The sequence below is a fragment of the Microbacterium sp. 10M-3C3 genome (assembly GCF_003931875.1).
Classification (GTDB): Bacteria; Actinomycetota; Actinomycetes; order Actinomycetales; family Microbacteriaceae; genus Microbacterium.
In genome coordinates, this window is the sequence record NZ_CP034245.1 from 993,181 (window position 1) to 1,014,106 (window position 20,926).

17 protein-coding genes are annotated in these 20,926 nt (G+C 72.2%); 12 read left to right on the forward strand and 5 right to left on the reverse strand.

What is annotated here, in order from left to right; all coding sequences use genetic code 11:
- Positions 1-80: 80 nt before the first annotated feature.
- The 5 genes from EI169_RS04740 (at position 81) to EI169_RS04760 (ending at position 7,578) form a co-directional block, all read left to right on the forward strand.
- Positions 81-1,355, forward strand: a complete 1,275-nt coding sequence (locus EI169_RS04740) for an MFS transporter (RefSeq protein ID WP_125131311.1) — start codon at positions 81-83, stop codon at positions 1,353-1,355.
- A 162-nt stretch (positions 1,356-1,517) separates the two neighbouring features.
- Positions 1,518-3,074 (forward strand): AlkA N-terminal domain-containing protein, encoded by a 1,557-nt coding sequence (locus EI169_RS04745; RefSeq protein WP_240640635.1) that lies wholly within the window; start codon positions 1,518-1,520, stop codon positions 3,072-3,074.
- Positions 3,071-3,562 (forward strand): methylated-DNA--[protein]-cysteine S-methyltransferase, encoded by a 492-nt coding sequence (locus EI169_RS04750; RefSeq protein ID WP_125131313.1) that lies wholly within the window; start codon positions 3,071-3,073, stop codon positions 3,560-3,562. Before EI169_RS04745 ends, EI169_RS04750 begins: the two co-directional genes overlap by 4 nt.
- 345 nt (positions 3,563-3,907) lie before the next feature.
- On the forward strand, positions 3,908-5,764 hold the full coding sequence (locus EI169_RS04755; protein ID WP_125131314.1) for an ABC transporter ATP-binding protein: 1,857 nt from the start codon (positions 3,908-3,910) through the stop codon (positions 5,762-5,764).
- Positions 5,761-7,578, forward strand: coding sequence for an ABC transporter ATP-binding protein (locus EI169_RS04760; protein WP_125131315.1), 1,818 nt, complete (start codon positions 5,761-5,763; stop codon positions 7,576-7,578). The genes EI169_RS04755 and EI169_RS04760 overlap by 4 nt, the downstream gene beginning before the upstream one ends.
- 85 nt (positions 7,579-7,663) lie before the next feature.
- Here EI169_RS04760 and EI169_RS04765 read toward each other — a convergent pair whose 3' ends face one another.
- Together EI169_RS04765 and EI169_RS04770 are read right to left on the reverse strand one after the other, a co-directional pair.
- Positions 7,664-8,515 carry a type IV toxin-antitoxin system AbiEi family antitoxin domain-containing protein gene (locus EI169_RS04765; protein WP_125131316.1) on the reverse strand — a complete coding sequence of 284 codons (852 nt, stop codon included), beginning with the start codon at positions 8,513-8,515 and terminating at the stop codon, positions 7,664-7,666.
- Between the two features lie 194 nt (positions 8,516-8,709).
- On the reverse strand, positions 8,710-9,162 hold the full coding sequence (locus EI169_RS04770) for a GNAT family N-acetyltransferase (protein WP_125131317.1): 453 nt from the start codon (positions 9,160-9,162) through the stop codon (positions 8,710-8,712).
- A gap of 137 nt (positions 9,163-9,299) precedes the next feature.
- Here EI169_RS04770 and EI169_RS04775 point away from each other — a divergent pair, with 137 nt between their 5' ends.
- A complete protein-coding gene (locus tag EI169_RS04775) occupies positions 9,300-11,516 on the forward strand; it encodes an NADP-dependent isocitrate dehydrogenase (protein ID WP_125131318.1) in 2,217 nt (738 codons plus the stop codon).
- Between the two features lie 110 nt (positions 11,517-11,626).
- Here EI169_RS04775 and EI169_RS04780 read toward each other — a convergent pair whose 3' ends face one another.
- From EI169_RS04780 to EI169_RS04790, 3 genes are all read right to left on the reverse strand, one after another.
- Complete coding sequence (locus tag EI169_RS04780) at positions 11,627-12,595, reverse strand: acetylxylan esterase (RefSeq protein ID WP_125131319.1); 969 nt, start codon at positions 12,593-12,595, stop codon at positions 11,627-11,629.
- 27 nt (positions 12,596-12,622) lie between these two features.
- Positions 12,623-14,095 (reverse strand): L,D-transpeptidase, encoded by a 1,473-nt coding sequence (locus EI169_RS04785; protein ID WP_125131320.1) that lies wholly within the window; start codon positions 14,093-14,095, stop codon positions 12,623-12,625.
- A 110-nt stretch (positions 14,096-14,205) separates the two neighbouring features.
- Complete coding sequence (locus EI169_RS04790) at positions 14,206-14,661, reverse strand: hypothetical protein (protein WP_125131321.1); 456 nt, start codon at positions 14,659-14,661, stop codon at positions 14,206-14,208.
- A gap of 143 nt (positions 14,662-14,804) precedes the next feature.
- On the opposite strand from EI169_RS04790, the gene EI169_RS04795 reads away from it, so the two are divergent.
- The 6 genes from EI169_RS04795 (at position 14,805) to nagB (ending at position 20,926) form a co-directional block, all read left to right on the forward strand.
- Positions 14,805-15,962, forward strand: a complete 1,158-nt coding sequence (locus tag EI169_RS04795; RefSeq protein WP_125131322.1) for an ROK family transcriptional regulator — start codon at positions 14,805-14,807, stop codon at positions 15,960-15,962.
- A 74-nt stretch (positions 15,963-16,036) separates the two neighbouring features.
- On the forward strand, positions 16,037-17,305 hold the full coding sequence (locus EI169_RS04800) for an extracellular solute-binding protein (RefSeq protein ID WP_125131323.1): 1,269 nt from the start codon (positions 16,037-16,039) through the stop codon (positions 17,303-17,305).
- 85 nt (positions 17,306-17,390) lie between these two features.
- Positions 17,391-18,356 carry a sugar ABC transporter permease gene (locus EI169_RS04805; RefSeq protein WP_125131324.1) on the forward strand — a complete coding sequence of 322 codons (966 nt, stop codon included), beginning with the start codon at positions 17,391-17,393 and terminating at the stop codon, positions 18,354-18,356.
- Positions 18,353-19,198, forward strand: coding sequence for a carbohydrate ABC transporter permease (locus EI169_RS04810; RefSeq protein ID WP_125131325.1), 846 nt, complete (start codon positions 18,353-18,355; stop codon positions 19,196-19,198). Before EI169_RS04805 ends, EI169_RS04810 begins: the two co-directional genes overlap by 4 nt.
- Positions 19,195-20,154 carry an ROK family protein gene (locus EI169_RS04815; protein ID WP_240640636.1) on the forward strand — a complete coding sequence of 320 codons (960 nt, stop codon included), beginning with the start codon at positions 19,195-19,197 and terminating at the stop codon, positions 20,152-20,154. Before EI169_RS04810 ends, EI169_RS04815 begins: the two co-directional genes overlap by 4 nt.
- Positions 20,147-20,926, forward strand: a complete 780-nt coding sequence (gene nagB / locus EI169_RS04820; RefSeq protein WP_125131326.1) for a glucosamine-6-phosphate deaminase — start codon at positions 20,147-20,149, stop codon at positions 20,924-20,926. The genes EI169_RS04815 and nagB overlap by 8 nt, the downstream gene beginning before the upstream one ends.

The window sequence follows — 20,926 nt, forward strand, 5'->3', positions numbered from 1 at the left end:
GCGTCATCATAGAGCAGGACGATCGAGCCGATCGAAACCGTTCGTTTGACTCGATCGCTCCGCTGGAGCATTCTCGAGGCATGACCGCTCCGCTCACCGCATCAGCTCCCACCGTCACGCGCGGCACCTCGGGCCACGGAGCCGCCGCGTCGGCTCCGACGTGGCGCCTCACGCACCGCACGGGCTTCTGGGTGACGGCGGCGACCTTCCTCGTGCTGATGGCGTTCAACACGGTGCCGACCCCGCTGTACGCGCTCTACCAGGAACGCGACAGATTCCCGACCTTCCTCATCACGGTGATCTTCGCGGCCTACTCCGTGGGCGTGATGGTGTCGCTCTTCCTCGCCGGGCACCTCAGCGACCGCCTCGGCCGACGCCCGCTCATCCTCGCCGCCACCGGCGTCGAGATCGCCGCTGCCGTCATGTTCACGCTGTGGCCGGATGTCACGGGCCTCATCGTGTCGCGGCTCGTCGCGGGCCTTGGCATCGGCATCCTCACCGCCTCCGCCACCGCCCACCTCGCCGACCTCCGCCGCGCGCACCGCCCCGACAGCCGCACGTTCGCGCCGACGGTGGCCGGCATCGCGAACATGGGGGGACTCGCCCTCGGCCCCCTCATCGGCGGGCTCTTCGCCGAGTTCGCGCCCGCGCCGCTGCTCGTGCCGTACATCGTCTTCCTCCTCGCCTTCCTCGGCCTCGGCTTCGCGTACGCCTTCGTGCCCGAGACCGTCGAGCGCCCCGCCGAGCCGTTCCACTACCGCCCGCAGCGCGTGCGCGTCCCCGACGAGGGCCGCCGCGCCTACTGGGCGGCCGGGATCGCCGCCTTCGCCGCCTTCGCTGTCACCGGCCTCTTCGGCTCGGTCGCCCCCACTTTCCTCGTGCGGATCCTCGGGCAGAGCGACCACCTCGTCGCGGGGGTCGTGACCTTCTCCGTCTTCGGCGCCGCAGCACTCGCCCAGGTCGTGTTCGCGCGCCTCACCATGCCGCAGCAGCTGCGTCTCGGCGTCGGCGCCATGATCGTCGGGCTCGTGCTCCTGGGCGCGGCCGACCTCTCGCACTCGGGCCTGCTCTTCGTGGGCGGCGGCGTCGTCGCCGGCGCCGGTGTCGGTCTCCTGTTCCGCGGGGCGCTCGCGATCGCCGGCGCGCTGTCTGATCCCCGGATGCGGAGCGAGATCACCTCCGGCATCTTCCTGCTCGCCTTCGCGGGCATGACCGTGCCGCCCCTCGCCGTTGGCGCCGCGCTGCTGATCGTGCCGATCGTGCCGGTGTTCCTCGGCTTCGTGGTCCTCGTGCTCGCGCTCACCGTGTGGGCGGGTGCGGTGATCCTGCGCGAGAGCCGTCGCCTCGCGGCCTGAGGCTGCATCCGTAGCTGTCCAGAAACCACGCGGCCGCTGAGAACACGCGCGACGCGTGGTTTCACAGCGCGCGCGTGGTTTCTCGGCTCGGTGCGGATGCGGCGCCACCGCCGTGTCCGAAAACCGCCAGCCCGTGTCGCCGGGCGGTGGCAGGGTAGAGGGGTGGGCATCACGGCGGGGGTCCTCGCACCCCAGGGCTTCGACGAGCGCTATCGCGCGATCCAGTCGCGCGACCGCCGGTTCGACGGCCAGTTCGTCACGGCCGTGCGCACGACAGGCATCTACTGCCGACCGAGCTGCCCCGCCCGCACGCCGCACGAGCGCAACGTCACGTTCTTCGCGACGTCCGCCGCCGCCCACGAGGCGGGATATCGCGCGTGCAAGCGCTGCCTCCCCGAAGCGGCCCCCGGCTCGCCCGCGTGGGACCAGCGCGGCGACGTCACGGCCCGCGCGATGCGCCTCATCGCCGACGGCGTCGTCGACCGCGAGGGCGTGCCCGGCCTCGCGCGGCGCCTCGGCTACTCGACGCGCCACCTGACGCGCCTGCTCACGGCCGAGCTCGGCGCCGGGCCGCTCGCCCTCAGCCGCGCGCAGCGCGCGCACACCGCGCGACTGCTCCTGGTCGCCACCGACCTCCCGTCGGCCGACGTCGCCTTCGCGGCGGGGTTCACGAGCGTGCGGCAGTTCACCGACACGATCGGCGAGGTGTTCGGGATGCCTCCCCTCGCCCTGCGTGCACGCCGGCGCACCGGGCACGACGCCCCCGCCGGCACGCTCGATCTCGTGCTGCCCTTCCGCGGGCCGCTCGATGCGCCGGGACTGTTCGGATGGATGCGCGCGCACGCCGTGCCGGGCGTCGAGGCCGGAGACGCGCGCACCTTCGCGCGCACGGTGCGCCTCGACGGCGGGCCCGCCTGGTTCGAGGTCCGGTGCGAGGGCGGGCCGCACGGCGACCGGCTGCGCCTGCGCACGCGCCTGACCGCGCTCGGCGACCTCGGTGCGCTGCTCGCCCGCGTCCGCCGGCTGTTCGACCTCGACGCCGACCCGATCGCCGTCGACGCCGCGCTGTCGCAGCACGACCAGCTCCGGCCGCTGGTGCGTGACATCCCCGGCGTGCGCGTGCCCGGGGCCGTCGACGCGCCCGAGATGCTGCTGCGCGCGATCATCGGTCAGCAGATCAGCGTGGCCGCGGCGCGCACCGCGATGGGGCGTCTCGCCGCGGCGCTCGGAGAGCCGTTCGCCGTCGATCGGCAGGCCCCCGCGAATGCGGGCGGTGCCGTGCTCACGCACCTGTTCCCCACGCCGAGGGCGATCGCCGAGCACGGCGGCGAGGTGCTGACCGGGCCCCGCGCACGCATCCGCGCCATCGTGGGCGCCGCATCCGCCCTCGCCGACGGCACCCTCGCACTCGGCCCCGGCGACGACGCCGCCGAACAGCGGCGCGCCCTGCTCGCGCTCCCCGGCGTCGGCCCGTGGACCGCCGACTACGTGCGCATGCGCGTGCTCGGCGACCCCGACGTCTTCCTGCCGGGTGACGTCGCCGCGCGCACCGGTGCCGCGGCGGCGGGCCTCCCGGGGGAGCCGCGCGGCCTCACCGCGTGGGCCGAGCGGACGGCGCCGTGGCGCAGCTACCTCATGGCCCACCTGTGGTTCGCCGCGCCCGTCACGCGCGCGTGGCGCGTCGCCGCATCCGACCCGATCCTCCAGGAGCCCCGATGACCGCCACGCTGCAGACGATCGACACCCCCGACGGGGCGTTCACCCTCCTCGCCGCCGAGGACGGCGCGGTGCTCGCGTCGGGCTGGACGGCCGACCCCTCCGCGGTGCTCGCGCGCCTCGCGCCCGCGCACCGCCCCACCGACGTGGTGACGGGGCAGACCGAAGCCGCGGACGCTGTCGCCGCCTACTACGAGGGTGAGCTCGACGCGATCGAGGCCGTCGCGGTGCGCCAGCCCGGCACGGCGCTGCAGGGCGACGGATGGCGCGCGCTCCGTCGCGTCCGTCCCGGGCAGCCGCTCACCTACACCGAGTTCGCGGCGGCGATGGGGCGTCCGGCCGCCGTGCGCGCCGCCGCATCCGTGTGCGCCCGCAACGCCGCGGCGCTGTTCGTGCCGTGCCACCGCGTGCTGCGCTCGGACGGCAGCATGGGCGGGTTCGCGTGGGGGACCGCGGTGAAGGAGCGTCTGCTGGCGCGCGAATCCGCGTGATCTCTTCCCGCGAATCCGCGTGATCTCTTCCACGGATTCCTTGCACTCAGCGAACTCCCAGGATATTCTGGAGGGCTGTCGCGCGTCCGTGCGGCGAGGCCCGCGTCCGTTCGACGCACCGGATCCGAGGAGGATGTCATGAAGACGACCGCTTACGCCGTGCAGCCGATCGTCGTCCGCCTCGCCGGATCCGGGCGTCTCGAGCGCCTCCCGTTCCCGGTCACGGGCCCCGCCGCGGCATAAGCCCGCCCCCCTTTCCGTTCCCCTCGGAGAGCGTGCGCGGCTCACGCCGCCGTCCGCCACCTTTCGCGCGCACTGCGCGCCCTCTTTCGACGCTTCAGGATCATGACTCGCGACTCTCACGCCTCCCTCTCCACCGTCCGCGCGCTCGGCAGGCTCCTGCCGTTCGCCCGTCCCGTCCTCGGCCGCCTCTCCCTCGGCGCCGTGAGCGCGCTGATCGCAAGCCTGCTCGCCCTCGGCATCCCGCTCGTCCTCGAGGTGATCGTGAGCGAGACCGGGCCGATCAGCTCGGGCGAGCCTCTTCTCGTCGCGGTCGGCGCCGGCGCCATCCTGCTCCTCGGCCTGCTCGAGGCACTCATGGTGTGGGCGCGGCGCTGGTTCGTGCTCGCCCCCGCGACCAAGGTCGAATACGACCTTCGGACGACGTTCTCCTCACGGCTGCAGCGCCTGCCCGTCGCCTTCCACGACCGGTGGCAGTCAGGTCAGCTCCTCAGCCGCATGATGCAGGACATCAGCCTCATCCGCCGGTGGCTCGCCTTCGGTCTCGTGCTGCTCGTCGTGAACCTGCTGACGATCCTCGTGGGCTCGGCGATCCTCTTCACGTGGCACTGGGTGCTCGGCGTCGTCTTCGTCGTGTGCTCCGCGCCGCTGTGGGTGGCCGGCTACCTCTTCGAGAAGCGCTACGGCATGCTCTCGCGCCAGAGCCAGGATCAGGCCGGCGACCTCGCCACGAGCGTCGAGGAGAGCGTGCACGGCATCCGGGTGCTGAAGGCGTTCGGACGCGGCAAGCATGCGCTGCAGAAGTTCTCGCGCCAGGCCGAGACGCTGCGCGAGACCGAGATCGCCAAGGCCCGCGCCGTCGGGTGGATCTGGTTCTGGCTCGTGCTCCTGCCCGACATCGCGTTCGCGCTGTGCCTGGGCGCGGGCATCCTGCTCGTGCAGGCCGGGCAGCTCGAGGTCGCCCAGCTCATCGCGTTCTTCGCGATGGCGACGATCTTGCGCTGGCCCGTCGAGTCGATCGGCTTCCTCTTCTCCTTCCTCGTCGACGCGCGCACCGCGACCGACCGCATCTTCGAGGTCTTCGACGAGCAGAACACGATCACCGACCCCGACGAGCCCGTGTCGCTCCCGCGCGTGCGCGGCGAGCTCGCGTTCGAGAACGCGCACTTCCGGTACCAGGATGCGCCGGCCGCCACGCGCGACCTCCTCGACGGCATCGACCTCGTGCTGCGCCCCGGCGAGACGATGGCGCTCGTGGGTCTCACCGGCTCGGGCAAGACGACGCTCACCACCCTTCCCGGGCGTCTGTACGACGTCACGGGCGGCCGCGTCACGCTCGACGGCGTGGACGTGCGCGACCTGCGGCTCACCGAGCTGCGCCGCCACGTCGGCATGGCCTTCGAGGACGCGACGCTGTTCTCGGCGACGGTCCGGGAGAACGTGCTGCTCGGCCGCGAAGACCTCGTCCCGGGCACGCCCGAGGCCGAGGAGGTGCTGCGCGAAGCGCTGCAGGTGGCGCAGGCCGGCTTCGTCTACGAGCTGCCCGACGGCCCCGACACGGTCATCGGCGAAGAGGGGCTGAGCCTGTCGGGCGGCCAGCGGCAGCGCCTCGCGCTCGCGCGCGCCGTCGCGGCGCGGCCCGCCGTCCTCGTGCTCGACGACCCGCTGTCGGCGCTCGATGTCGACACCGAGGCCCTCGTCGAGGAAGCGCTGCGCGAAGTGCTCGCCGACACGACGGCGCTCGTCGTCGCGCACCGCCCGTCGACGGTCATGCTCGCCGACCGCGTCGCGCTGCTCGAGGGCGGCCGCGTCACGGCCGTCGGCACCCACTCCGAGCTGCTGCGCACGAGCGAGCACTACCGTCATGTGATCTCGAGCCTCGAGGCGGAAGCCCTGCGCCAGGCGCAGGAGCCGGGCCTACGGGGAGAACGCTCCGCGAGCGAGAAGGAGGTGGCCCGATGAGCACCGCGACCGTCACCGGCACGGCGGGCGAAGACCGCAGCGACTACACGCGCGAGGAGAGCCGCGCCATCCGCCGTCGGTCCATGCGGCTGCTGGGATCGCTCGTGCGCCCCCTCACGTGGCAGCTCGTGCTCGCCGCCGTCGTGCTCGTCGTGTCGACCGCACTGCGCGTGGCCGGCCCCGCACTCGTCGGATGGGGCATCGCCAATGCGCTGCCGGCGGTCGTGGACCGCATGGACTGGATGCCGACGATCCTCGTCGTCGCCGCGTACCTGCTCACCGGGCTCGGCGGCGCCGCGCTCATCGGCTGGTACGCGGTCGTGGCCGCGCGGCTCACGCAGGCGATCATGCTCGACCTGCGCAAGCGCATCTTCCTGCACACGCAGCGGCTGAGCCTGGAGTTCCACGAGTCGTACACGTCGGGGCGCATCATCTCGCGGCAGACGAGCGACCTCGACACGATCCGGGAGCTCCTGGACGGCGGCCTCAACGAGCTCGTGTCGGGACTGCTGTACGGCGGTTTCACGCTCATCGCGCTGCTGCTCCTGGATTGGCAGTCGGGCCTCATCCTCTTCGCGATGGGCATCCCGCTGTTCTTCCTCATGCGCTGGTTCTACCTGCGCTCGCAGGTGGTCTACCGCGAGTCTCGCGTCGTCAGCGCCCAGGTGATCGTCAAGTTCGTCGAGACGATGACCGGCATCCGCGCCGTCAAGGCGTTCCGCAAGGAGCCCCGCAACGATGAGCAGTTCGGCGACCTGGCCAGTCAGTACCGCGACGTCAACATGCGCTCGATCCGCCTGTTCGGCACGTTCGAGCCCGGGCTCATGGCCGTCGCATCCGTGACCCTTGCGGTCGTGCTGCTGTGGGGCGGGCTCCGCGTGCTCGACGGCGCGCTGGCGCTCGGGTTCCTCCTGTCGGCCGTGCTGTACGTGCGGAACTTCTTCGCGCCGATGCAGGAGGTCGCGTTCTTCCTGAACTCGTACCAGTCGGCCACGGCCGCGCTCGAGAAGGTGTCGGGCGTGCTCGAGGAGCAGCCGACGGTGCCCGACCCCACGTCGCCGATCGACCTGTGGCGCGCCCGCGGGCACGTGCGGTTCGAGGACGTCGTGTTCGGCTACTCCGGCGACCGCACGATCCTGCCCGACTTCTCGCTCGACATCCCGGCCGGGCAGACGGTGGCCCTCGTGGGCACGACCGGTGCGGGCAAGTCGACGCTCGCGAAGCTCGTCGCGCGTTTCTACGACCCCACGTCGGGGCGCGTGACGCTCGACGGCGTCGACCTGCGGGCGCTGCATCCGAAGGACCTGCGCCGCGCGATCGTCATGGTGACGCAGGAGGCGTACCTGTTCAGCGGCACGGTGGCCGACAACATCGCGCTCGGCAAGCCCGACGCGACGTTCGACCAGATCAAGGCGGCGGCCCGCGCGGTCGGCGCGCACGAGTTCATCGAGGCACTGCCCGACGGATACGGCACTGACGTCAACAAGCGCGGCGGCCGGGTGTCGGCGGGGCAGCGGCAGCTCATCTCCTTCGCGCGTGCGTTCCTCGCCGACCCCGCGGTGCTGATCCTCGACGAGGCGACGGCGTCGCTCGACATCCCGAGCGAGCGCCTCATCCAGGACGCGCTGCAGACGCTGCTGGCCGACCGCACCGCGATCATCATCGCGCACCGCCTGTCCACGGTCGCGATCGCCGACCGCGTGCTGGTCATGGAGCACGGCCGGATCGTGGAGGACGACGACCCCGACACCCTCATCGCCGGCACGGGCCGCTTCGCGCAGCTCCATGCCGCCTGGCGGGAGTCGCTGGTCTGAGGCCGCGCGCATCGTCGGAGGATCGCGCCGTCGTCGGAGGTACGGCGGTCGATCCTCCGACGATCGCGCGTACCTCCGACGACGGTCACCGGGGCGCGAGGTGCGCACCCGTCGCGAGGGCGCGCGAAATCACGCGGGCGACCGCCGGCCAGTCGTGGAGCACCTGGGCGTAGCTGAAGCGGAGCACGGTGTACCCGCGCAGGCGCAGCTCCGCGTCATGGGCGAGGTCGCGCGTCCGGTCGGCCGAGGAGGAGTGGAACGCGTGGCCGTCGATCTGCACGACGAGCCAGTCTCCGATGAGCGCGTCCACCGGTCGCCCCGCGAGGACGACCTGCTGGCGGAGCGGGACACCCCACGCGGACAGCCGGAAGACGAAGATCGACTCGAGCCCGGAGTCGCTGAGGCCTGTCGCGCGGTCGGCGCACGCGCGGGCGGCCGGAGTCCGCCACGTGACGCGTCGAAGCGCGTCGGCGTCCAGCCGCTCACGGCGCATCGCCGAATCCCACACCGCCTGCGCGTCCTCGGGCGAAAGGCAGCCCGCGATGTGGTCCAGGGCGTCCTCCAAGGGCTCCACGGGGAGCTCCGGAGCGCTCGTCGTGATCGGAACCGACCAATGGGCTGTCCCGGCGAATCCGACCAGGCCGTCGGAGCGGCCGTGCGGTGGCAACGACACATGGAGCGCGGAATCCATACCCTCCGGCACCCACCAACCGCGCTCGCGCGCGACGGACACGCACGCGACGCGTCCGCCGACCTCCGCCGCACGCACGCGATCGTCGTCCTGTCCTCCGACCGCCAGCCACGTGCGCCGGATGCTGCGCACCACGCCGGAGGCGACCCACCGTCGGATCGCGGCAGGAGCGAAGCCGGCCTGCACGGCCGCCTGTCTGCGGACGACGCCGCCGCGCTGATGGAGCCGCTCGAGGAGATCGCGCATCCGCCCACCCTGACCTCGAGCGGCGGCCGCCCGGACCCTGGACCCGCGATCAGTGCACTCCCCACCGCATCCGCCCGCAGGGGAGGACCAGTCGCGGTCGTCCCCCGTCGGAGGATCGCACGGACGTCGGAGGATCGACGTGCCGGAGTCCGACGTCGACGCAAACCTCCGACGACGCGGCGGGCCGGGGAGGGTTAGAGGCGGATCTCTGCGATGACCTCGCCGTACTCGGTCTGGCCCTTCGGCGTGAAGCCGACCGCGAGGAAGAACGCCTCGGGGCCCTCTTCGCCCGGCTCGTAGATGACGTCGACGTGGTCCATGCCGCGCGAGCGCGCCTCGGCGAGCAGGCTCTCCAGCGCGAAGCGGCCGACGCCGCGGCCCTGGTCGTCGGCGTCGACGTTGATGCGCCACAGCACCGAGCGGAAGTGCTCCTGCGGGGCATCCGGATCGAAGTTGGCGCTCACGTAGCCCACGACCTCGTCGCCGTCGAGGATCACGCGCTGCCACGTGGTCTGCGGATTCATGACCGTCGCGGCGATGCCGTAGCTGGTCGGCGCGAGGAACTGCTCCTGCCCCGGCTTCAGCGACAGGGTGTTCACCGCCACGATCGTGGCGGCGGACAGTTCCTCGAGGCGAAGGTCGGCCATGAGCACAGGCTAGCGGCAAGCGGATGCGTCGGCACGCGTGTTGCCGATTCCTGCACAGATATCTCGACGTCAAGATATCTCGACCGCGTGCGATAGGCTGGGAACCGATCCCGCCACGCCTTTCGGAGAGTGCTCACGTGCCTGAATCGACCATCTTCTACACCTACACCGACGAGGCCCCGGCGCTCGCGACGGCGTCGTTCCTGCCGATGGTGCAGGCCGTCACGCGACAGGCCGACGTCGCCGTCGAGACGCGCGACATCTCGCTCGCCGGCCGCGTGCTCGCCGCGTTCCCGCAGCGGCTCACGCCCGAGCAGCAGGTCGGCGACGCCCTCGCCGAGCTCGGCGGACTCGCCACCACGCCCGAGGCGAACATCATCAAGCTGCCGAACATCTCGGCCTCGATCCCGCAGCTGAAGGCGGCCATCGCCGAGCTGCAGGGGCAGGGCTACGACGTGCCGGACTACCCCGACGAGCCGTCGACGCTCGAGGAGAAGGACATCCGCGCCCGCTACGACCGCATCAAGGGCTCGGCCGTGAACCCGGTGCTGCGCGAGGGCAACAGCGACCGCCGTGCGCCGCTGTCGGTGAAGAAGTACGCGCAGGCCCACCCCCACCGCAACAAGCCGTTCGCCGAGGGGTCGAAGACGCGCGTGGCCACGATGGGCCACGACGACTTCCGCTCGAACGAGAAGTCGGTCGTCATCGCCGACGACGACGTCCTGCGCATCCAGCACGTCGCCGACGACGGCACCGTCACGGTGCTGAAGGAGTCGGTCAAGGTGCTCCCGGGCGAGATCGTGGATGCGACGTTCCTGTCGGCCGCCGCGCTCGACGCCTTCCTCGCTCAGACGCTGAAGGATGCGGCGGAGCTCGACGTGCTCTACTCCGTGCATCTGAAGGCCACGATGATGAAGGTCAGCGACCCGATCATCTTCGGTCACGTGGTCAAGGCGTTCTTCGCCGACGTGTTCGCCCGTCACGGCGCCGCCATCCAGGCCGCCGGCCTCACCCCCAACGACGGCCTCGGCGGCATCCTCGCGGGCCTGCCGGCGGTCGAGGGCGGTCAGGCGATCGTCGACGAGATCCGCGAGGGCCTCGCCCGGGGGCCGCGCCTGTCGTACGTGAACTCCGACAAGGGCATCACGAACCTCCACGTGCCCTCCGACGTCATCGTCGACGCGTCGATGCCCGCCCTCATCCGCAACGGCGGCAAGCTGTGGGGTGCCGACGGCGGCGAGGACGACACGCTCGCCGTCATCCCCGACTCGTCGTACGCGGGCGTCTACCAGGCCGCGATCGACGACGTCATCGCGCACGGCCCGCTCGACCCCGCCACGATCGGCACCGTCCCCAACGTCGGCCTCATGGCGCAGGCTGCCGAGGAGTACGGCAGCCACGACAAGACGTTCGAGATCGCCGCGCCCGGTCGCGTCCAGGTCGTCGCGTCGGAGGGCGACGTGCTCCTCGAGCACACCGTCCGGACCGGCGACATCTGGCGCGCGACGCAGACGAAGGACGTCGCGGTCCGCGACTGGGTGAAGCTCGCCGTCACGCGCGCCCGCGCCACCGGCGCCCCGGCGGTGTTCTGGCTCGATGCCTCCCGTGCGCACGACGCGCAGCTCATCGAGAAGGTGAAGACCTACCTCGCCGACCACGACACCGACGGCCTCACGATCGAGATCCTTGCTCCCGTCGAGGCGACGACCTACTCGCTCGAGCGGATGCGGCGCGGTGAGGACACGATCTCCGTCACCGGCAACGTGCTCCGCGACTACCTCACCGACCTCTTCCCGATCCTCGAGGTCGGCACGAGCGCCAAGATGCTCTCGATCGTGCCGCTGCTCGCCGGCGGCGGTCTGTTCGAGACCGGCGCGGGCGGTTCGGCGCCCAAGCACGTGCAGCAGCTGCTGGCCGAGGACTACCTGCGGTGGGACTCGCTCGGCGAGTTCTTCGCGCTCGCGGCCTCGCTCGAGCACCTCGCGACGGCGACCGGCAACGCGCGCGCCCAGGTGCTCGCCGACACGCTGGATGCGGCGACCGGCACGTTCCTGGAGAACGACAAGTCGCCCGGCCGCGCGCTCGGGACGATCGACAACCGCGGCAGCCACTTCTACCTGTTCCTGTACTGGGCGCAGGAACTGGCGGGACAGACCGCCGACGCGGAGCTCGCCGCGGTCTTCGGGCCCGTCGCGCAGGAGCTCGCCGCGAAGGAGTCGCAGATCGTGGAGGAGCTCATCGCCGTGCAGGGCCACCCCGTCGACATCGGCGGCTACTACCACCCCGACGTCGCGAAGGTGGCGGAGGTCATGCGTCCCTCGGCGACCCTCAACGCGATCGTCGACGCGCTGTAACCAACGCCGAGCGCGCACGTCCCTTGCGAACGCGCACGATATCCGCCGGATGTCGTGCGCGTTCGCGCGTTCCGTGCGCGTTCGCGCAGCCGTAGGCGCGGGGGAGCGGGTCAGGAGAGGATCGCGGCCAGCCACTCGGCCTGACGTGTGAGCTGGTACGACTGCCCGCCCTCGTGATCGTTGTGCGGGTACACGTCGATCTCCGCGGGACCGCCGTACGCGTTGTAGGCCGCGTACACCGTCGACGGCGGGCACGTCATGTCCATGAGCGCGGTCGAGAAGAGCGCGGGCGCGTCGGCGCGCCGGGCGAAGTTCACGCCGTCGAGGTACGAGAGCGTCCGGAACACCGACTCCTCCGCCCCGCGGTGCACCGCGAGGTACCGGACGATCTCACCGTACGGATCGCGGTCGGTGAGGCCCACCGCGCGCGCGAAATGGCACAGGAACGGCACGTCGGGCATGACCGCGGCGAGGCCCGGGACGAGCCCCGACACCGCGAGGGAGATGCCGCCCCCCTGGCTGCCGCCGGTCACGACGATGCGGTCGGCGTCCGCTCCGGGAAGTGTGCGCGCGGCGTCGACGGCGCGCACGGCGTCGGTGAAGAGGCGCCGGTAGTAGTGGTCGACGGGGCTCTCGATGCCGCGCGTCATGACGCCGGGCACCGCGGGGCCGCTGCCGTGCGGATCGGGGGTGGCACCGCCCGAGCCCCACACCGAGCCCTGGCCGCGCGTGTCCATCACGAGGTGGCCGTAGCCCGCCGCCGACCACGCGAGCCGGTCGACGGGAAGGCCCCGCCCGCCGCCGTAGCCGAGGTACTCCACGATCACGGGGTGCCCCCCCTCGTGGCCGGCCGGGCGCAGGTACCAGGCCTTCACCGGGTCGCCCGCGAAACCCGGGAAGGTCACGTCCCACACGTCCACCGTCCGCAGGGCGGTGGTCACCGAGGCGACCTCCACCGACGTGCGCACAGCGCGCGCGTCGTGCAGCGTGCGCCGCCAGAAGTCGTCGAAGTCGTCGGGTTCGGCGACGTGCGGGCGGTAGTTCGCGAGCTCTTCGGGACTCAGGTCGAAGCGGGGCACCCGGTCACGATAGCGCGGCCGATCGGGTCAGTAGTGCACCCACACCTGCACGCCCTTGGGCGCCCAGTCGTAGAGGTACTTCGCCGCGCTCACCGGCAGGTTGACGCATCCGTGGCTCATCTGCTGGCCGAAGTTGTTGTGCCAGTACGCGCCGTGGAAGGCCTGGTCGCCGTTGAAGTACGACACCCACGGCACGTTCTCGGTGCAGTACGGCGCGCCGGGGAAGCAGCCCATGTCCTGCATCGGCGTCTTCCACCCGATGCGGAAGTTGCCCGGCAGCGTCGGCGAGCCCGGCAGGCCGGACGAGATCGCCCACGACTGCACGACCGCGTCGTTCTCGTACAGGTAGGCGTGCTGCGTGCTGAGGTTGACCTCGATGCGGCGCGCGAGGGTCGTCGTCGTGAACGGCGTCTCGGTGACCGTGAGCGGGAACGCGGCCTCGCCGTTGCCGAGCATCTCCGCGAAGCGGTTGGCGATGCCGTCGGTGCTCTCGAGCGCGCGGCCGGTCACGCCCGCAGTCTGCTCGCGGAGCACCGCGCCGGCCGTGTCGGTGATGACGGTCGCGTTGACCGGCGCGCGATCCACCGCGGCCGGCAGCCCGTCGACGACGGTCTGGATGGCGGCGGGGTCGGCGGAGATCGTGAAGGTTCCGGCGTCGTCCGTGACGGTGAGCCACGACGCGGCGGTCGCACGGTCGACCGGCACGGCCCGCTCGTCGCCGACGTAGAAGCCGATCGTGTCGAGCATGCCGTTGAGCGTCGCGGCGGTCTCGGTGGCCTCGGCGGTCGTGGCCGCGGCCTCCACGGGCACGGCGTCGGCGGTGAGCGTCGTCGAGGCGGCGCCGCTGTCGAACGCGTCCTGCAGTGCGCCGCGGACGGCGTCGAGGTCGATCCCCTGGCCGGGCACCGCGTCGGTCACGACGTACGTCGCCGAAGCGGCGTCGAACGCGATCGCGGCGTCGACGGGCTCGACGTACAGGTCTCCGGCGGCGGCGCGCAGCGTCTGCTCCGCCGCGGCGTCGTCGAGCGTGATCGGCGCGTCGATGCCCGCGGGGAACCAGGACGCGGGGTTCCACATCGGGTGGGCAGCGAACGCCTGCTTGGCAGCGGCGGCGGCGTCCACGCTCGCGCCGAGGTCGGCGCCGGTGACGGTGAACGTGCCCTCGGGAGTATCGACGAGCACCGTGGTCTCGGCCAGGCGCGTGGCGATCGCGTCGGCGGCCGCGCCGGCGGTCAGACCGCCGATGCCGACGCCGGCGACGGCGGTGCCGGGGGCGATGAGGACGACGGATGCGGCGGCGAGGGCCAGCGCGGTCACACCCGCAGGGATGCCGATCCACAGGGCCGTGCGGCGCTTGCGCGGGGCGGGCTCGGGCGTCGCCCACGCGTACGAGGCGCCGTCGTCACCGATCGTCGTTGCGTCGTCGGTCGCGCCGCCGACGGTCGTCGCGCCGTGCGCGTCGTCCGATCCGGCGTCGGGTCTCGTCGCGAGATCCGTCATGTCGTGGCACCCTTCTCGTCCTCTCATGGTAAAGGCGCACAGGTGCCGCATGGGCAACGTTCAGGTCACGGTGCGATCACCATGACGGCGCAGCCGCTGTGGACGCGCGGTCAGGGCGCCTGCGCACCGCACAGGTCGGCGTAGGCGCCGGCGGCCTCCTGGTACGACGCGCTGAGCTCGGCGAGCTCGTCCATCTTCGACACGTCGCCGCCGACGAGGTCGCCCATCACCTCCGACACCTTCGCGTACGTCTCCTGAAGCGGCGGCAGCACGGCCGCCACCTCGTCGTTCGTCACGTCCTTCGATGCCGCGACGAGTCGCTCGGACGCATCGGACATCGCCGACACGACGGCCTCGGCGTCTTCGGGGGACGCCGCCGCGAAGGCGGCGGTCGCGTCGTCGATCGACTGGCCGACGATCGCGCACGCGTCCGCCACGCTCTGCCCGCCGTCGCCCGGCGCATCGGGGGCGACGGAGGGCGCAGCGGACGGCGCGGCTGCGGTGCAGCCGGCGAGGGCGAGCGCGGCGGCGACGAGCAGCGAGGCGGGCAGAGGTCGGCGGGGCATCGGGGGCTCCTTCGTCCGGGGGTCTTCCAGCGTACGTCGGAGCGGGCCGTACGGCCGGCGCAGATCACAGGTTTGTAAACCTTCCGAGCAAATCTGAGCGAAAAGCTTGCGTGGGGTTTAGTTCGTAAGGTCTACTAACAAACATGACGCCGACCGGTACGCCCATGACCGCCCGCACCTTCGGCGCCGGTCGTGCCCTGCGGCCGTCCGCGAAGGTCCTGCCCGAGGAGGCCCGATTCCACAATCGCTCGCTCGTGCTGCAGACGCTCTACCGCGGCGGGGCGATGAGCCGCGCCGACCTCTCCCGCGAGACCGGGCTCACGCGCGTGACGATCTCCGACCTCGTCGGCGAGCTGATCACCGACGGCTACGTCGCCGAGCAGGGCGTGCGCGAGAGCTCCGGTCCCGGCAAGCCCGCGATCCTCGTCGACGTCGACCGCTCGGGGCACCGCATCGTGGGGCTCGACCTGTCGGGCAGCGACGTGTTCACGGGAGCCGTCATGACCCTCGACGGCGAGATCGTCGCGCGCCGCCAGGTCGCCGTGCCCGGCCGCGACGACGACGTCGTGGCTCGCGTCATCGAGCTCGCGCGCGAGCTGATCGCCGACGCGCACGCGCCCGTGCTGGGGCTCGGCGTCGGCAGCCCCGGCGTCGTCGACGACGACGGGGTGGTGCTCGCCGCGCCGAACTTCGGATGGGAGCGCCTCGACCTCGAAGGCGTGCTCACCGAGGCGCTCGCGCTCCCCGTCATGATCGCGAACGACGCCAACGCCGCCGTGCTCGCCGAGTACTCGTTCGGCGATGCCGGCGATGACGTGCTGCTGGTGAAGGTCGGCCGCGGTGTCGGCGCGGGTCTGCTCGCGGGCGGCCGGCCGCTGCGCGGCAGCCGCTTCGCCGCGGGCGAGATCGGACACGTCACGATCGGCACCGACGGCGGCCCGCGCTGCGTGTGCGGCAAGGACGGATGCCTCGAGGCGTGGATCTCCGTGCCCGCCCTCTCCGCCCGTGCCGACGCCGCCGCATCCGGCGACCGCGAGGGCGTGCTCCGCGACGCCGGCGAACGGCTCGGCATCGCGCTGGCCCCGATCGTCGGCGCGCTCGACCTGTCCGAGATCGTCCTCTCGGGCCCCTCCGAACTGCTCGACGGGCCGCTCGCCGCGGCCGCCGCCGACACCCTCCGCGCCCGCACGCTCGCCGAGTTCCACGACGACGTGCGGGTCCGCATGACCGGCCTCGGCCAGGACATCGTCCTGCGGGGCGCGGCGGTCATGGTCCTCGCCGGACGACTCGGGGTGTCGTGACACCCCGTTCCCCGCGCCCGACCGGGCGCACCACCCTTTCGCACCGGAACACCACAACACAGAGAGAAGGCACCATGAACAGGAAGCTCGCTGCGGTCGCCCTCGTGGGCGCGTCGGCGCTCGCGCTGGCCGGCTGCGCCGGCGGCAGTGCCGGCGGAGACGACGGCGACGGCGCCGAGATCCGCGTGTGGCTCGTCGGCACCGACACGCCACAGGACGCCCGCGACTACCTCGTGAAGACGTTCGAGGAGGAGAACCCCGGTTCCACCCTCACGATCGAGGAGCAGCAGTGGACGGGCCTGGTCGACAAGCTCACGACGAGCCTGTCGTCCAGCGACAGCCCCGACATCGTCGAGATGGGCAACACGCAGGCGGCCGCGTTCACCTCGAGCGGCGCGCTGCTGAGCCTCGACGACATCAAGGACCAGCTCGGCGGCGACGACCTCCTCCCGGGCTTCGTCGAGGCCGGCACGTCGGACGGCACGCTGTACGCCGCACCGTACTACTCGGGTGCGCGCGTGGTGTTCTACAACACCGCGATGTACCAGCAGGCCGGCGTGCAGGTGCCCACGACCCTCGACGCGTACGTGTCCAACGGCGAGGCGCTCGCCGCCGCGATGCCGGGCGTCTCGGGTGTCTACTTCCCGGGCAAGGACTGGTACAACGCGCTGCCCTTCATCTGGGAGAACGGCGGCGAGGTCGCGGTGCAGGACGACGACGGCACGTGGGACGCGCAGTTCTCCAGCGCCGAGTCGCTGAAGGGCCTCGAGCAGGTGCAGCAGCTCATGACGAAGGCGTCGCTCGCCCCGAAGGACGGCGACGAGACCGACGGCTGGGTGCCGTTCCGCACCGAGCAGGCCGCGACCTACTCCGCCCCCAGCTGGGCCTACTGGTCGATCGTCGCCGACGAGGACAAGAAGCCGACGGCCCTGGCCGACACGACCGGCTACTTCGCCCTGCCGGGCAAGGACGGCGGCGCGGCCCAGGTCTTCGCGGGCGGCTCCAACGTGGGCATCGCGGCGAAGTCGCAGCATCCGGACCTCGCGAAGAAGGCGCTGGAGATCATGCTCAGCGACGACTACCAGAAGATCCTCGCGGGCGCAGGCCTCGTGCCGGCGAAGACCTCGCTCGGCTCCGACGTCGCCGCGGCGACACCCGAGCTCGCGAAGGTCATCGCGGATGCGGCGGCGAACGCCAAGCTCACGCCGGCCTCGCCCAAGTGGGCCGACGTGGAGGCGAAGGGCATCATCCAGGACTTCTTCGTCAACGTCGCCGGTGGCGGCGATGTGAAGAGCCTGGCCGAGGACCTCGACACGCAGATCGAGTCGATCCTCAACGGCTGACCCCACCCGCTCCGGTGCCGTGCGCCGCCGTCCCCCGCGGACGCGCACGGCACCGGGGCGGCCCCGACCCGGAAGGGGAGTGGCCATGACGACCACCCTCACCCCGCCGCCGGTGGCGCTCGCCCCGGCCGCGGACGCGACCCCGCCGGCGCGCCGGCGCCCGCGGCGCACATTCACGCCGTTCGCCCTCCTCACCCCCGCGGTCATCATGCTCGCGGTCTTCATCGGCTGGCCGCTCGTGCAGACGGTCGTCATGTCGTTCCAGGAGTACGGCCGGCCGCAGATCTTCGGCGCCCCGGCGCCTTTCGTCGGCCTCGACAACTACATCGCGGTGCTCTCCGACGGCGAGTTCTGGCTCGTGCTCGCGCGCAGCCTCGGTCTGTGCGCGGTGTGCGTCGTGGCGACCATGGTGCTGGGCATCCTCATCGCGCTCATGCTCGAGCGACTGGGCCGCGTCATGCGCTTCGCCGTGTCGGTGGCGTTGCTGCTGGCGTGGGCGATGCCGGCCCTGACCGCCACGATCGTGTGGGGCTGGATCTTCGACACCCAGTACGGCCTCGTCAACTACGCGCTCACGGCCCTCACCGGCACCGACTGGTCGGGGCATTCGTGGCTCATCGATCCGCTGAGCTTCTTCGCCGTCGCGGCGATCGTCATCACGTGGGGCGCGATACCCTTCGTCGCCTTCACGGTCTACGCGGGGCTCACGCAGGTGCCCGGCGAGGTCATGGAGGCCGCCGCCCTCGACGGCGCGGGGGCATGGAAGCGCTTCCGCCTCATCACGGTGCCCTACCTGCGCTCGATCCTGTTCGTGCTGCTGATCCTGCAGATCATCTGGGACCTGCGCGTCTTCGCGCAGATCTACGCGCTGCAGACGGTCGGCGGCGTGCGCGCGGAGACCAACACGATCGGCGTCTACATCTACAGCGTGTCCATGGCGTCGGGCGACCTCGGCGCGGGCGGGGCGATCTCGGTCATCCTCGTCGTGATCATGCTGCTGATCTCCGGCTTCTACATCCGCTCGATGCTCCGGCAGGAGGAGACCGCATGAGTGCCGCCGTGGTGCGCCGCCGACTCGGACGGGTCGGCCTCAACCTCGCCGCCGTCGTCGTGATCGTGTGCGCGGTGTTCCCCGTGTACTGGATGGTCAACACGTCGTTCCAGCCCGGCTCGGCGGTGTCGTCGCCGACCCCGAGCTTCTGGCCGACCGTCTTCACGGTCGACAACTACGTCACGGCGTGGACCACCGGCGGGCTCCTCCCCGCCCTCGGCATCTCGCTCGCGGTCACCCTCACGACCGTGGTCGCCGCGCTCGTGTTCGCCTTCCTCGCCTCGCTCGCAGTCTCCCGCTACCGCTTCCGCAGCCGCACGTCGTTCATCGTCGCGGTGCTGATCATCCAGATGATCCCCGCCGAGGCGCTCATCATCTCGACGTTCCGGATCCTCGACGGATGGCAGCTGCTCAACAGCATCCTCGGCCTCGGCTTCGTGTACATCGCCCTCGTGCTGCCGTTCACCATCTGGACGCTGCGCGGCTTCGTCGCGGGCGTGCCGGCCGACCTCGAGGAGGCGGCGATGATCGACGGATGCAGCCGCACGGGGGCGTTCTGGCGCATCACGTTCCCGCTGCTGGCCCCGGGACTCGTGGCGACGGGCGTGTTCGCCTTCATCCAGGCGTGGAACGAGTTCATCTACGCGCTCGTCGTCATGACCCGGCCGGAGTCGCAGACGCTGCCGATCTGGCTGCGCAGCTTCGTGCAGGCGACCAAGGCGACCGACTGGGCCGTCGTCATGGCGGCCTCGACCGTCATGGCGATCCCGGTGATCGTGTTCTTCCTGCTCGTGCGCGGCCGCATGACCGGGGGACTGGTGTCGGGAGCGGTCAAGGGGTGAGCGCGACGATCGTGGCGGACGACCGCGTCCGCGTGGGGCTGGACGTCGGCGGCTCCAAGACCGACGCCGTCGCCATCGACGGCGACGACGGCGTGCTCGCGCGCGTGCGCGTCGCGACGGGCTGGGGTGTGGAGCCGGTGGTGCGGAGCATCCGCGATGCGGTGACGAGCCTCTTCGCACGCCCCGAGGTCGCCGGCCGCGCCGCCGTGTCGATCGGCATCGGCATCCCCGGCCAGGTCGAGCCCGGCGGCTCGCGCGTCGTGCACGCCGTGAACCTCGGCATCGACCGGCTGGATGTCGGCGCCGCACTCGAGCCCGTGTTCGGGGTGCCGGTGCGCGTGGAGAACGACGTCAAGGCGGCGGCGCTCGGCGCGGCGCTGCTGCATCCGGGCGCGGCCTCCATGGCGTACGTCAACCTCGGCACCGGCGTCGCCGCCGGCGTCGTGGTCGACGGGCGGCTGTGGCGCGGTGCGCGCGGCACGGCCGGCGAGGTCGGTCACATCGCGATCGATCCGGCCGGACCCCTGTGCCGCTGCGGCCAGCGCGGCTGCATCGAGGCGCTCGCCGGCGGCGGCGCCATCGCCGAGCGCTGGGGGCGCGGCGGACCCTTCCCCGTGCGCGACGTGTTCGACGCGGCCGATGCCGGCGACCCCCAGGCGCGGGGCCTGCGCGCCGACCTCGCGCGCGGTGTCGCGGCGGCCGTGCGCGTGCTCGTGCTCACCGCCGACGTCGACGAGGTCGTGCTCGGCGGGGGGCTCACGGCGCTCGCGCCGCGGCTGACCGCCGACGTGGCCGGCGCCCTGGACGACAGTGCCGCGTCCTCCCCGTTCCTGCGCTCGCTGCGGCTGGCCGAGCGCGTGCGCGTGCTGCCGTCGGGTTCGCCCGCCGCCGCCGTGGGCGCGGCGCTCGTGGGCGCCGCCGACGGCACGCCCGCCGGGGAGGTGCTCGTTGGCTGAGGTGGTCATCGTCCCGACGGCGGACGCGGCCGGGGCGCTCGTCGCGGCCGAGATCGCGCGCCTCGTGCGCGCCCGGCCGGACGCGGTGCTGGGCCTGGCGACGGGATCGACACCGCTGCCGGTGTACGCGGCGCTGCGGGAGGCGCTGACGGGCGTCGACGTGTCGCACGTGCGCGGGTTCGCGCTCGACGAGTACGTGGGCCTGGATCCGCGGCATCCGCAGAGCTACCGGTCCGTCATCCGCCGAGAGGTCGTCGAGCCGCTCGGGCTCGACCCCGACCGCATCCACGTGCCGGACGGACGGCTCGACGGCATCGAGGGCGCCGGCGACGCGTACGAGCGGGCCATCGCCGCCGCCGGCGGGGTCGACCTGCAGCTGCTCGGCATCGGCAGCGACGGGCACATCGGGTTCAACGAGCCCGGGTCGTCGTTCGCATCGCGCACGCGCGTGAAGACGCTCACGCGGCAGACGCGCGCGGACAACGCCCGCTTCTTCGACGCGCCCGACGATGTGCCGCGTCACTGCATCACGCAGGGGCTCGGGACGATCCTCGACGCGCGCCACCTCGTGCTCCTCGCGTTCGGCGCGGGCAAGGCCGCTGCGGTCGCGGGCGCCGTGGAGGGAGCGGTGACGGCGTCGCTGCCGGCCTCGGCGATTCAGCTGCATCCGCACGTCACGGTCGTCGTCGACGAGGCCGCGGCCGCCGAGCTGCGCTACGCCGACTACTACCGCGAGACGTGGGACGCGAAGCCCGCGTGGCAGGGGCTGTAG